The organism is Arthrobacter sp. 2YAF22_2, assembly GCF_052114645.1.
Lineage (GTDB): Bacteria > Actinomycetota > Actinomycetes > Actinomycetales > Micrococcaceae > Arthrobacter.
In genome coordinates this window covers 1-12,813 of sequence record NZ_JBFRFD010000035.1, presented here as the reverse complement: position 1 = coordinate 12,813, position 12,813 = coordinate 1, and the positions used below count along the sequence as shown (strand labels likewise).

General features: G+C 67.8%; 11 protein-coding genes. 4 read left to right on the top strand and 7 right to left on the bottom strand.

Annotated features, from left to right (window positions below; genetic code table 11):
- Positions 1 to 525: VOC family protein (locus AB4Y86_RS02955; RefSeq protein WP_441399940.1), on the bottom strand; the 525-nt coding region annotated here is incomplete at its 3' end.
- 365 nt (positions 526 to 890) lie between these two features.
- Complete coding sequence (locus tag AB4Y86_RS02950) at positions 891 to 1,124, bottom strand: DUF3073 domain-containing protein (RefSeq protein WP_441399942.1); 234 nt, start codon at positions 1,122 to 1,124, stop codon at positions 891 to 893.
- 304 nt (positions 1,125 to 1,428) lie between these two features.
- Here AB4Y86_RS02950 and AB4Y86_RS02945 point away from each other — a divergent pair, with 304 nt between their 5' ends.
- The 3 genes from AB4Y86_RS02945 to AB4Y86_RS02935 all read left to right on the top strand — a co-directional run bounded on the left by AB4Y86_RS02945 (position 1,429) and on the right by AB4Y86_RS02935 (position 4,834).
- Entirely contained in the window at positions 1,429 to 2,457 is a 1,029-nt protein-coding gene (locus AB4Y86_RS02945; RefSeq protein WP_441399939.1) for a septum formation family protein, read from the top strand.
- A 176-nt stretch (positions 2,458 to 2,633) separates the two neighbouring features.
- Positions 2,634 to 3,512, top strand: coding sequence for an ABC transporter ATP-binding protein (locus tag AB4Y86_RS02940; protein WP_441399938.1), 879 nt, complete (start codon positions 2,634 to 2,636; stop codon positions 3,510 to 3,512).
- A 5-nt stretch (positions 3,513 to 3,517) separates the two neighbouring features.
- Positions 3,518 to 4,834: an ABC transporter permease gene (locus tag AB4Y86_RS02935; protein ID WP_441399937.1), complete on the top strand. Its 1,317-nt coding sequence runs from the start codon at positions 3,518 to 3,520 to the stop codon at positions 4,832 to 4,834.
- A gap of 90 nt (positions 4,835 to 4,924) precedes the next feature.
- Here AB4Y86_RS02935 and clpB read toward each other — a convergent pair whose 3' ends face one another.
- Positions 4,925 to 7,582, bottom strand: a complete 2,658-nt coding sequence (clpB, locus tag AB4Y86_RS02930) for an ATP-dependent chaperone ClpB (RefSeq protein ID WP_441399936.1) — start codon at positions 7,580 to 7,582, stop codon at positions 4,925 to 4,927.
- A gap of 754 nt (positions 7,583 to 8,336) precedes the next feature.
- Here clpB and AB4Y86_RS02925 point away from each other — a divergent pair.
- Positions 8,337 to 8,840 carry a carboxymuconolactone decarboxylase family protein gene (locus AB4Y86_RS02925; RefSeq protein WP_441399941.1) on the top strand — a complete coding sequence of 168 codons (504 nt, stop codon included), beginning with the start codon at positions 8,337 to 8,339 and terminating at the stop codon, positions 8,838 to 8,840.
- 42 nt (positions 8,841 to 8,882) lie between these two features.
- On the opposite strand, the gene AB4Y86_RS02920 is transcribed toward AB4Y86_RS02925, so the two are convergent.
- The 4 genes from AB4Y86_RS02920 to modA form a co-directional block, all read right to left on the bottom strand.
- Positions 8,883 to 9,965, bottom strand: a complete 1,083-nt coding sequence (locus tag AB4Y86_RS02920) for an SDR family oxidoreductase (RefSeq protein WP_441399935.1) — start codon at positions 9,963 to 9,965, stop codon at positions 8,883 to 8,885.
- 142 nt (positions 9,966 to 10,107) lie between these two features.
- Entirely contained in the window at positions 10,108 to 11,157 is a 1,050-nt protein-coding gene (locus AB4Y86_RS02915) for a sulfate/molybdate ABC transporter ATP-binding protein (RefSeq protein ID WP_441399934.1), read from the bottom strand.
- Complete coding sequence (locus AB4Y86_RS02910; RefSeq protein ID WP_441399933.1) at positions 11,154 to 12,068, bottom strand: ABC transporter permease; 915 nt, start codon at positions 12,066 to 12,068, stop codon at positions 11,154 to 11,156. Before AB4Y86_RS02910 ends, AB4Y86_RS02915 begins: the two co-directional genes overlap by 4 nt.
- Positions 12,046 to 12,813, bottom strand: a 768-nt coding sequence (modA, locus tag AB4Y86_RS02905; RefSeq protein WP_441399932.1) for a molybdate ABC transporter substrate-binding protein, incomplete at its 5' end; no start/stop codon positions are given. The genes modA and AB4Y86_RS02910, both read right to left, overlap by 23 nt.

The window sequence follows — 12,813 nt, the reverse complement described above, 5'->3', positions numbered from 1 at the left end:
GTCCTGCGGGTATTCGGTCACCTCGTGGCCGAACAGCTGCTGGAAGCAGCCCACGGCGGCCTGCGGTTCGGGCGTGAGCAGCTCGACCCAGGCCAAAGCTCCCGGCTCCTCGGTGCGGGCCGCACCGAAGTGGGTCCCCGCCTCCCAGGCCCCGGTGGTCCCTCCGCCGGGCGGGGCGAAGAAGACCATCACGCCGGTGTCCGCGACGGCCTCGGGCCCGAACTCCAGCACTCCTCCGGCGTGCGACACCTCGGCGGCGAGATTTGCGGCGTCGTCAACGGCGAAGTAGACGTTCCATTGGCCCGGCGACCCCGCCTGTTGCTGCTGCGGATTCTGCGGCGCGATGACGGTGACGAGTTCCTGGCCCAGGAACGCCTTGGAAAAGCTGCGACCATCGGGGGTGGGCTGGTCCTCGTACCGCCAGCCGAAGAGCGCGGCGTAGAAGTCCTTGGCTGCCGCCACATCCGGGCTCTGCAGGTCAGCCCAGCAGACCTCGCCCTCAGCGAAACCGGAACGAATGGGCACGTTGGTTCCTTCCAAGAGGTTGCGGCTGCACGACTGYCCGGGGCGGATGCTGCCGGAACCATCAACCTACTCCGGGCGCATCGGCGATGGCAATGCGGCTCCCCGCCCCGCCGATCCGACGGTTCCCTGCCGGAACGACGCCAGTACACGTCGAGTGGGCACGGAACCGTCGACGCGGCGGAGTGAGGCGGCAAGACCAAGTGCGCGAAAGGACTCGGCGCAGGGATGGGCCGCCGGGGGCGGGGATGCGGCGGTGGCGAAACGCAGAAAAGCCCGCCGGGCACGCCCTAAACAGGGTGCGCCCGACGGGCCTGAAAATAGATGACCGGCTCCCTTCCTGGAAAGGAGCGCCGGAGGAGTGTCGACTAACCTATGCGACGGGTGTCAACCTCGTCGTCGTCTTCTTCCACATCGTCCGCGTACTTATCCACATAAGCCGAATAATCCGGTTCGACCGGTTCATCAGCGAAGTGGCTCGTGGCACGACTTCCCGGGCCCGTGAGCTCGCGCTGAAGGGCCGAATAGTCAGTGTTCGGGGAGTAGTACTTGATGTCCCGAGCCTGCTTGGTAGCTTTTGCCTTTTGACGGCCGCGCCCCATGGCGTGACCCCCTTTTGTACTTGGACCGGAGGTGGTCACCTTGGCTATCGGTGAGGCCCCGGAATGWTTGGTCAATTTGTCGTACACCTAGATTACATGCTTTCGGCCGGGACTGCTCGCCGATACCGCCGCTGTGGACAGTGTCGCTCGTCCCACTGCACGCGGCCGGCACACCCGGCTCGGCAGCCCTCGGCATGCGGCCCGACGGGGTTCTTCGATAGAGTCTCTTGATGGGCGCCCGGAAACGGGGCCCCGGGCCGGGCATCCGGCCCCGGCAAATTGCACGGAAGGGGTGAATTCCCGAGTGACCGAAGAGCCTGTAAGCGACGAGAACGCCAGGCGCCGCGATTCCGGCACGCCTTACGYTCCCCGCGCCGATGGATCCGCCGAGAGTCAGGTTCCGGCTCCGACGGCTGGTGTGCCCGCCTCCATCCGCGTCCCGCCCCGGCCGTCCGCGCCGCCGACGTCGGCACTGCCGTTTGTTCCCGGCACTCCCGAAGCGGAGCCACTCGCCGCTCCCGGCACTCCCGAGGCGGGGCCCGGCGCTGTTCCAGGCGCCGCCGAAGCAGAGCCCGGCGCGCCGTCCTCCCGCCGCGCTGCCGCAAGATCCCGCACCCGGGCGACGCCTCGGGCCACGCAGGGCTCGCCCGCGATGCCCGACGCGCGGGCTACCGCCAAGACCCCGAACCGCAAGGGCTCCTCGGGGGCATCCCAGTTCGGCAAGCTGGTTTCCGCCCAGGCGGCACGGCTCCGGACATCACGGCTGGGACCGCGCAGCCGGGAGTTTGGCCGCACCTTGTGGACCGGCGCCCAACGGCTGGGCCTGGCAAAGGTGGGAGTGGCCGCCGTCGTGGTGCTGGGCCTGCTGATCTGGGGGCTGACATCGCTCGGGACAGCCCCGCAGCAACCGTCGGCCGGGACCTCACCCGCTCCCGCCACCGGAGCCTCCCCTTCGGCCACCGCCCGCGGCCCGCTGCCGCTGGAAGGCGTCAGCCCAATGGATTTCCGGCTCGGCGACTGCTTCAAGGATTTCGACGCGAATGCCCCCACTTCCACCGTGGTGGCCTGCGACACCGGGCACTCGGCGCAACTGGTGGCCGTCGAGTCGTACGCCGCCTCCGACGCCTACCCGGGCCGCGATCCGCTGAAGCAGAAGGCACTGGACGCTTGCAAGGCCGCGGCGCTGACCGATAAGTCCGGGGACTACGCGTTCAGCTACAAGCTGGCCTACCCGAGCAATTCCAGCTGGGTCACCGGCGACCGGAGAGTGGACTGCTACTTCGTCGCGGACGGCGGCAACGTCATCAAGGAGTCCCTGCTCCCCCAGCTGTAGGGCGTGCCGCGGCCCCGGCAAATGTCAGACCGGCTGACGCGCCCATGCTCGCCCAACTCGTCCGCCGCGCACACGTCTTGTCGTTGAGACCCGGAACACGTGCCTGCGGTTAGGCTGGTGCCATGAGGTTGGGGGGCGCGGYCGCGGAGCCGCTTGTGCACATACAAGACTTCCGGATGGACTTCGGGGACAGAACCGTCATCAAGGACCTCTCCTTCGATGTCCGTGCCGGGGAAACCTTCGGGTTCCTCGGCAGCAACGGCTGCGGCAAGACCACCACGCTCCGGGCGCTGCTGGGAATCTACCAGCCCACCGCCGGAACCCTGCACATCGGCGGCAAATCCTTCGCTCCCAGCGACGGCGCCCGCCTCGGATACCTGCCCGAGGAACGCGGCCTCTACAAAAAAGAATCCGTGCTGGACGTGATGGTCTACTTCGGCAGGCTCAAGGGCCTCAGCAAGGGCCACGCGAAGGCCTGGTCGCGGGACTACCTGGAGCGCGTCGACCTCGGCGACAAAGCCACGACCCGCCTGGACAAGCTCTCCGGGGGCCAGCAGCAAAAAGTGCAGCTTGGCGTGACCATCATGAACGACCCCGAGCTGCTGATCCTGGACGAACCCACCAAGGGCTTCGACCCGGTGAATCGACGACTCCTCATGGACATCATCGAGGAACAAAAGCTCGCCGGCGCGACGGTCATCATGGTCACGCACCAGATGGAAGAAGTGGAACGCCTTTGTGACCGGGTCATCCTGCTCAAGGACGGCACCGCCCGCGCCTACGGGACCGTCGCCGAAGTCCAGGAACAATTCGGCGGCACCCTGTACCGGCTCACCTACAGCGGAGCGCTGCCCTCCTCCCCGCTGTATGACGTAGTCACCGACGACGGCGGCAGGGCCGAGCTCTCGCCGCGCCCCGGCGGGGACGAGGCAACGGTCCTGCGGCACCTGATCGACGGCGGTGTCGCCGTGCGGTCTTTCACCACCGCGAGGACCTCCCTGGAGGAAGTCTTTATCAAGGTCTACGGCGAACACCACGAACTGGCGGGGGTTTGAACCCGATGACACAGCACACCCCGGAACCGCAGCGCGCCCCCGCAGCCCAGGCCACCCCGGTCGCCGTCCCGAAACGACCGTTCGCCCGGCATAACCTGGGCACCGTCGTGGAGTTCGAATTCATCCGCACCCTGAAGAAGCGAGGCTTCTGGATCGCCACCCTGGCGATCCCGGTCGTGATCGCGATCGTCTTCGCGCTCGTGTACCTGAGCAATTCCTCGTCCACAGCCAGCGCCGACGCCCAAAAGACAGCCTCCATGTCCTTCACCTACACCGACGACTCCGGGCTCATCGTCCCGGAGATCGCACAGGCCATGGGCGGGAAGAAGGCCTCGGATCCCGGGCAGGCCCTGCAGGACGTGAAAAAGGGCCTGAGCGACGCCTACTTCGTGTACCCCGCCGAACCCGCCAAGCAGTCAGTCAAGGCCTTCGGCGCCGACAAGGGAATTTTCGAAAACAACAAGTACGACGCCGTCGCCAAGCAACTCCTCACTGCCTCGGCCCAGGCCAAGGTCGGCTCGCCGCAGCTAACAGCCGCGGCCAGCGGCGACGTCAAAACCGAGACCCAGACCTACAAGGACGGTCAACTTACCGGCGGGTTCGGCTCCGCCGTGCCGCCTCTGATGTTCCTGGTGATCTTCTACGTCTCGATCATTCTGCTCTCCAACCAGATGCTCAGCAGCACCCTGGAGGAGAAAGAAAACCGGGTCACCGAGATGATCCTCACCACCCTGAACCCCACCACCCTGATCCTCGGCAAGGTCGCCGCACTGTTCATGGTCGGCCTCGTCCAGATCCTCGTCTTCCTCGCACCGATCGTCGCCGGTTTCATCTTCTTCCGTGACAAACTCGCCATCCCGGACCTGGACCTGTCCACCATCAGCTTCGAACCCGGAACCATGATCGTGGGCGCCCTGCTGCTGTTGGGCGGCTTCACCGTCTTCACCGGCGTCCTCGTTGCCATCGGCGCCGTCATGCCCAGCACCAAGGAAGCCGGCACGATCTTCGGGCCGCTCATGGGGCTGATCTTCGTGCCGTTCTATGCCATCAGCCTGATCATCTCCGACCCCCGCGCGCCCATCGTGCAGATTTTCACCTACTTCCCCCTCTCCGCCCCGATCACCGCCCTGCTCCGCAACGCCTTCGGCACCCTCAGCCCGGTCGAATCCGCGGTGATCATCGCGGAACTGTTCATCACCGGCTTCCTCGTCCTGCGGCTCGCGGCGCACCTGTTCCGCTACGGATCCATCCACTACTCCGGCAAACTCTCCATCGCCGGAACCTTCCGCAAGCGCAGCAAGGCAGGCGCCGCCGCGCGATAGCTGACCGGCGAGCACGGACGCACCAAGGGCTGCCAGCCGGCATAATGCGGCGGACAGCCCTTCAGCGCCTGCGTCGGATATGCCTCGCGGCTACTCCTTGCGGCGGACCGAGAGGCCGCTGCCGGTGGAGGCTCCGCCGTCCGGCCGCGCGGACGCGTCCGATCCGCCCATTGTGAGCTCCATCAGGTCAGGAGCCGTGTCCACCAGGACCGTGTCGCCGTCGGCAATGTCGCCGGCCAGGATGGCCTTGGCCAGCCGGTCGCCGATTTCCCGCTGCACCAGGCGGCGCAGCGGCCGGGCGCCGTAGGCCGGATCGTAGCCGGTGACGGCCAGCCAGGCGCGGGCGCCCTCCGTGACTTCGAGGCTAAGCCGGCGGCCCTTGAGACGTTCGCCCAGTTCCTTCACCTGCAGCTCCACGATCTCGGCGAGTTCCTCGACGGTCAGCGGGTCGAAGATCACCACCTCGTCGAGCCGGTTCAGGAATTCGGGCTTGAACGAGGCATGCACCGTGGCCATGACTGCGGACCGCTTGGCGGCGGCATCGAGGCCCGGGTCCACGAGGAACTGGCTGCCGAGGTTGGAGGTCAGCACCAGGATCACGTTCCGGAAGTCCACGGTGCGGCCCTGGCCGTCGGTGAGGCGGCCGTCGTCGAGCACCTGCAGGAGAATGTCGAAGACTTCGGGGTGGGCTTTCTCCACCTCGTCCAGCAATAGAACGGAGTACGGACGACGGCGGACCGCCTCGGTCAGCTGGCCGCCCTCCTCGTAGCCCACGTAGCCGGGAGGGGCACCGACGAGCCGTGCCACCGAGTGCTTCTCCGAGTACTCGGACATGTCGATCCGGACCATGGCACGCTCGTCGTCGAAGAGGAAGTCGGCGAGGGACTTGGCCAGCTCGGTCTTGCCGACGCCGGTGGGACCCAGAAACAGGAAGGAGCCGGTGGGCCGGTTGGGGTCGCTGATCCCGGCGCGGGCGCGGCGTACGGCGTCGGACACAGCGGTGACGGCCTTGGTTTGGCCGATCAGCCGCTCGCCCAGGACGTGCTCCATGTCCAGCAGCTTCTGGCTTTCGCCCTGCAGCATGCGACCCGCCGGGATGCCGGTCCACGCCGAGATGACCTCGGCAATGTCGTCCGCGGTGACCTGGTCGGCGACCATCTGCCCGGACTTATCCGGCACCGATTCCTCGGCTTCGGCCGCGGCCTTGAGTTCACGCTCCAGGGCCGGAATTTCGCCGTACAGTATCCTGGAGGCCGCCTCGAGGTCGCCCTCGCGCTGGGCCTTGTCCGCCGTGGAGCGGAGTTCGTCAAGCTTGGCCCTCAGATCACCGACCCGGTTCAGGCCGGCCTTCTCCGCCTCCCAGCGGGCATTCAGGGCCGCGAGCTCCTCCTTCTTGTCCGCCATGTCCGCACGCAGGGCAGCGAGGCGTTCCACCGAAGCGGCGTCGGTCTCGCCGGTCAGGGCCAGTTCCTCCATGGTCAGCCGGTCCACCTGACGGCGCAACTGGTCGATTTCCTCCGGGGCGGAGTCGATTTCCATCCGCAGCCGGGACGCGGCCTCGTCCACGAGGTCGATCGCCTTGTCCGGAAGCTGCCGGCCGGAAATATACCGGTTGGACAAGGTCGCGGCGGCCACCAGGGCGGAGTCGGAGATGGAGACCTTGTGGTGCGCCTCGTAGCGTTCCTTGAGTCCACGCAGGATGCCGATGGTGTCGTCCACGCTCGGCTCGCCGACGTAGACCTGCTGGAACCGGCGTTCCAGAGCCGGGTCCTTTTCGATGTTTTCGCGGTACTCATCCAGCGTGGTGGCACCGATCAGCCGGAGCTCGCCGCGGGCCAGCATGGGCTTGAGCATGTTACCGGCGTCCATCGAGCTGTCCCCGGACGCACCGGCGCCCACCACGGTGTGGAGCTCGTCGATGAAGGTGACGATCTGGCCCTCGGAACTCTTGATCTCCTCCAGCACCGCTTTGAGCCGCTCCTCGAACTCGCCGCGGTACTTGGCGCCGGCCACCATCGAGGCCAAGTCCAAGGCGATCAGGGTCTTGCCGCGGAGGCTCTCTGGCACGTCGCCGGCGACGATCCGCTGGGCCAGCCCTTCGACGACGGCGGTCTTGCCGACGCCAGGTTCCCCGATGATCACGGGGTTGTTCTTGGTGCGACGGCTCAGGACCTGGATGATGCGGCGGATCTCGGCGTCGCGGCCGATCACCGGGTCCAGCTTGCCGGAGCGGGCAATCGCGGTCAGGTCGGTGCCGTACTTCTCCAGCGACTGGAAAGTGTTTTCTGGGTCGGCGTTGTCCACCTTGCGGTCACCGCGGACCCCGGGCAGGGCGGCGAGCAGGGCCTCGTGCGAGGCGCCCGCCTCGCGCATCAGCCGGCCGACCTCGTCGTTTCCGGACGCGAGGCCCAGCAGCAGATGTTCGGTGGAGACAAAGGAGTCTCCAAGGCGCTCTGCCTCGTTCTGCGCGTTCTTGATGGCCTGCATGGCCGTGCGCGAAAGCTGGGCCTGCTGCACCGAGCTGCCCGAGCTGGACGGCAACGCCTTGATCGCGGAACTCGCCTGGACGCTGACGGCATCCGGGTCGCTGCCGGTGGCGCGCAGAAGTGCGACGGCGACCCCCTCGCGCTGGTCCATCAGTGCCTTGAGCAGGTGGGCCGGCTCCAGCTGCGGATTGCCTGCCGTCGAGGCGTTCATGGCTGCAGCCGAAAGAGCCTCCTGGCTCTTGGTGGTGAACTTGGTGTCCAAAGAGAGCTCCTTCTGGGGTAAAACTGTCGTCAGGGTTGAGTCTAGACCGCTCAACTTTGGATGCGGGCCCCTTTAGTTCCATGTTTGCCCACGGCGAAACTGCTGTCTAGGGCCGGTGGGTGTGGGGGGTCAGGGTCGTGGGTGTCGTGGCGGGGCGCGGGGTGCGCCGCCAGCCCAAGGACATGCACCTCCCTCGTGCCGCCCAATGGACATGCTCCCCCTTCGCTCCGCCCAAGGCAGATGCTCCTCCTTGGCCCCGCGCCGCGGTGGACATGCTCTCCCCTGTGTCCAGGAACCGGACATAGCCCCCATATGCCCATTCCCGACACGTAGGACTGCGCATGCACCTTGGTCTGTTCCGGGCCGAAAAGTGGGCATGCGCTCCCGCGACCTCAGCCGCCGGACAAGTCCGAATATGTCCATCAGCTGGTGCGGCGGCGCCAGAGGTGTCCGGCGCAGAGAAATGGACCTGCGCTCCTCTGCCCGCGACCAACGGACATAGTCCCCACATGTCCAACACCGGCACCCTGGACTGGGCATGTCCCGACGGGCGGCCGGGCAACACTGGACATGTCCGGGGTGAGCGCGCCAAAAATGGGCATGTCCACGATAAAGACGCGATCCGGCGGTCGGGTCCCCCAAGGAACCGGCCGCCGGATCGAAGTATCGCTGCAAAACAAGACTGTCACATATTTGACAGATTTGTCATATTTCGAGTCCGCGGATGTCGCCGGACCTCGGTAATCTGGGACGCATGAATGAGACTTCGGCCCCAGAGCACGGCACCCGCAGCGTTTTCCTGGACAAAGAGCACCCCGCGGCGTGGCGCGCGCTCAACGGTTTGGGCCTGAAAGCCAAGGAAGCCGCGACCGAGGCGGGGCTGGATCAGACGCTGATTGAACTGCTGAACGTGCGCATCTCGCAGATCAACGGCTGCGCTTTCTGCCTGGATCTGCACGTGGGCGATGCCGTAAAGGGCGGCGAATCAGCCCAGCGGCTGTCGGTGCTGCCGGCCTGGCGTGACACGGATCTGTTCACCGAGAAGGAACGGGCAGCCCTGGCCCTGGCTGAGGTGATCACGAACATTTCGGATGCATCGGCCCGCGAGCACGAAGGCCGCCAGGCGCGCAAGCACCTTACCGACACCGAGTTCGCCGCGGTCAGCTGGCTCGCGATCACCATGAACGCCTTCAACCGCGTCTCGATCGTCAGCCAGCACCCGGTGCGGAACAAGACCCGTAGCACCCAGCCCCGGTAGCCTGCCCGGCGGAGGCAGCCCGGAATCACTGACCGCCGCCGGTCACGGGATCAGCCGGTCCGCCCTCAGCCGGTCAAACAACCCGATGAAGGAATCCAGCGTCCGGCGGTACCCGGTGAAGCCCGCGAGCCGGCTCTTGCTCACGTCGGCCAGCACCTCGATGTTCCGTCCCAAGTCGCCGTCGGTGTGCCACCACGAGGAGACCCGCCCCAGGTCCGGCTCGGCGAGTCCGTGCCGTTCGGCCATGTTCGGCCACACCCCTTCCATGCCCCGCATTTGCTCCTCCAGCGGCCTGGGTTCGTCCGCGAAACCGATCGGTTCAACTCCAAAGTAAGCGGCGAGACGCGGCCACATCCAGCGCCAGCGGAAGACGTCGCCGTTGACGATGTTGTACGCCTGGCTGCCTGCGCCGTCCGCCGTGGCTGCCCAGAGCATGTGTTCGGCCAGCAGTCCGCTGTCGGTCATGTCCGTGAGTTTGTTCCACTGCGTCTCCGAGCCGGGGAAGATGAAGGGCCGGTTCAGTTCCTTGCAGATCGACGCCTGCACCGCGAGGGTGAGCCCCATGTTCATGGCGTTGCCCACCGCGTGGCCGATCACGGTGTGGGCGCGGTGCACCGACCAGCTGAACCCCTGGCGCTCCGCCGCTGCCCACAATTCGTCCTCTTGGGCGTAATAGAAGTTGGCAACCGGCAGCCGGGGTTCCTCCTCGTGGAAAGGCGTGTCCGGCATTTCGCCCGCGGCGTAGGCCTCGAACGGGCCAAGGTAATGTTTCAGCCCGGTCATCAGCGCAACGTGTTTCACCGGCCTGTCCCGTAACGCGTTGAGCAAGTTCCGCAGCAACGCGGCGTTGACCTCGATGTTCTCCCGTTCCGTGTCCTGGCGCGACCACGCGGTGAAAAACACATGCGTCGGGCTCTCGCCTGCGAGCGCCGCTGCGAGGCTCTCCGGCGAACTGAGATCGGCGCTGATCGGACGCGCGCCGGGCCGTTCAACCCCGCCGCGGGACAGGCCCAAAACATCCCATCCCGACTCGGCCAGTAGGGCGACCAGTGCGGAGCCGGCGATGCCGCTGGCCCCCACCACCAGCGCGGTCCGTCCATGGGCAAGGGCTGAGCTGTCGAGCACGTGATTCCTCCTGGTTGCGGGCGGGTCTCACCCTCCACCCTAGGGCCGGGACCCGACCCGCGCTTACCGGGCCGGCGCCGTTACCGCCGCCACCCTCCCTGCGGCCGCCGCCACCACCGTCCCCGAGTCCACCGCCGCACCCCTACGCCGGGTAGACCGACACGGCGGCCGCTTTGAYCACGAAATACACCTTCACCCCCGGCGCGAGGCCGAGGTCCGCCGACGCGGCGGGCGTGACATCCGCGGACAGCTCCCCCGCCCTCACCCGGATCTGGTCGCCGTGCGGTTCCAGATCGGTGACAGTCACCGGGAATGTGTTGCGCGGACTGCCGTGCGCCTCGCTAAGGAAGACAGAGACGGCCGACGGCGGGAACGCTGCCACGCCGTTCTGGCCGGGCATCGGCGGGTCCTCGTGCCGGCCGGCGAATTCCTGGCCCGCCGCCGTCCGCAGCCCGGCCGTGGTGACGGTGCCGGCCACAAGATTCAACCCTGCCAGCCCGGCGGCAAACCGGCTCCGGGGCCGCTGGAGCACCTTCCGGGTGGGGCCTTCTTCCGTGATCCTGCCGCTCTCCATCACGATCACTCGGTCGGCGAGCATGTAGGCGTCCAGGACATCGTGGGTGACGATAATCGCGCGGCGGCCAGCCAGGACCCGCTTGAGCAGCCGCCGGAGCAGCGGCGCCGCGTGGACGTCCAGGGCGGCCATCGGCTCGTCCAGCAGCAGCAATTCCGGGTCCGCCGCCAGCGCCCGGGCCACCGCCACCCGCTGGGCCTGGCCGCCGGAGAGTTCCCCGGGGCGCCGTCCGGTCAACTCTGATGCGTCGACCTCCGCCAGCCAGTGCCTAGCCGTCGCCCTCGCTTGCGCCTTGGCAACCCCCGCACTACGCGGACCAAAGGCAACATTTTCCAGGACGGTCAGGTGCGGGAACAGGAGCGGCTCCTGGGCCAGCAGGGCGGTCCCGCGGCGGTGCGGGGCGGTCCAGACGCCCCGCCCCTGCCCCAGCTCGAAGAGGATCCGGCCGTCTACTTCCGCCCGACCCGCATCGGGCCGGAGCAGGCCGGCGACGACGGCGAGCAGGGTGGATTTCCCCGCGCCGTTCGGTCCGAGCACCGCCAGGGTCTCGGTGGCGCCCAGGCTCAGTGAAACCTCCACGCCCCGCGCAGCGACCCCGGCTTCCAGCGTGAACGTCATGATCCCTGCCCTCCGGTGAGCGCCGCGCTGCGGGCACCGCTGCCTGCGCGGCTGCCGGCCCCGGGGCGGCTGCCCGCCGGGCCACCGCCAGGCGCCGGCCCCCGAAAGCTGAGTCCGACGACGACGACCGCCACCGCGACGAGCAGCAGCGACAGAGCGACGGCGGCGTCGGCGTCGGTCTCGCGCTGCAGGTAGATCTCCAGCGGCAGGGTGCGGGTGACCCCCTGGAGACTGCCGGCGAAGGTGAGGGTGGCACCGAATTCGCCGAGGCTGCGGGCGAAGGAGAGCACGGCCCCGGAGGCGAGGCCCGGCAGCACCAGCGGTACCGTGACGCGGCGCAGGACCGTGGTGGGACGGGCGCCAAGGGTTGCGGCCACGGCCTCGTAGCGGCTCCCGGCGGAGCGCAGGGCGCCCTCGAGGCTCACCACCAGGAACGGCAGCGCGACGAAGGTCTGGGCGAGCACCACCGCCGTCGTCGAGAACGCGATCTGGATGCCGGCGACTTCGAGGCTGCGGCCCAGCAGGCCTTGCCGGCCGAAGGTGTAGAGCAGCGCGATGCCGCCCACCACCGGGGGTAGCACCAGCGGCAGCAGCACGAAGGAGCGCAGGAGCCGCTGGCCTGGAAAGTCGCCCCGGGCCAGCACCAGGGCTAGCGGAACGCCGAGCAGGACGCAGAGCACAGTGCTCGCCGCCGCCGTCCGCAGACTCAGCCCCAGTGCCGTGAGTGAGGCCTCCGAGGTGACCAAGGGGATGAAGTCCGGCCAGTCGACCCGGGCTACCATGGCCGCGAGCGGAAGCAGGACAAACAGGCTCCCGGCCGCGGCGATGGCCAGCACCCAGCGCGGAATCCCGCTGTAGGCGCCGGCCCTTCGGTGGTTCACCCGTGTCCTAGCGGGCGCCGAAGCCGGCATCGGCCAAGACCTTCTGGCCCCCAGGTCCCGTCACCGCCGCAATGAACGCCGCCGCCAGCTCTTTGTTTTTGCTGGTCCGCACGGCGGCGATGGGATACCGGTTCACGGCCCTGGCCGCCTCGGGGAACGGCACTTCCTTTACCTTGCCGCCGGCCGCTTTGACGTCCGTGACGTAGACCAGCCCGGCGTCGGCCTCTCCGGACGTGACCTTGCCCAGAACGTCGGTCACCGACGATTCCTCGCTCACGGGCTTCAGGGTGGTGCGGGTTTCCTTCTCGATTGTCGCCGCGGCTGCCCCGCACGGGACCTGGCTCGCGCAGACGACGACCTTCACGCCGGGCTTGGCGAGGTCCGCAAAGGAGCTGACCGACGCCGGGTTGGCCGGGGGCACGGCGATCGTCAGCACGTTGGTGGCGAAGTCCGCGGGGGATCCTTCCACCAGGGAAGCGTCGGAGAGCTTGGTCATGTTCTTGGTGTCGGCGGAGGCAAACACGTCGGCCGGTGCGCCCTGGGTGAGTTGGGTGACGAGGTCCGAGGAACCGGCGAAGCTGAGTGCAACCTTGGTTCCCGGATGACCGGCCTCGAACTCAGCGGCAAGCCTGGTGAAGGTGGACTTCAAGGAAGCCGCCGCGAAGACCGTGATGGTTCCCGAGAGCGCAGGGCCCTCCGACGTGCCGGCAGCGGCGGAGGTTGAGCCGGCCGCCGGGGCGGACGTACCGGTGCCGCATCCGGTGAGGCCGGCGGC

Coding starts and splice junctions, on each gene's coding strand:
- AB4Y86_RS02950 (WP_441399942.1), bottom strand. CDS start 1,124: ATGGGGCGCGGCCGTCAAAAGGCAAAAGCTACCAAGCAGGCTCGGGAC.
- AB4Y86_RS02940 (WP_441399938.1), top strand. CDS start 2,634: ATGGACTTCGGGGACAGAACCGTCATCAAGGACCTCTCCTTCGATGTC.
- AB4Y86_RS02935 (WP_441399937.1), top strand. CDS start 3,518: ATGACACAGCACACCCCGGAACCGCAGCGCGCCCCCGCAGCCCAGGCC.
- AB4Y86_RS02925 (WP_441399941.1), top strand. CDS start 8,337: ATGAATGAGACTTCGGCCCCAGAGCACGGCACCCGCAGCGTTTTCCTG.
- AB4Y86_RS02910 (WP_441399933.1), bottom strand. CDS start 12,068: ATGCCGGCTTCGGCGCCCGCTAGGACACGGGTGAACCACCGAAGGGCC.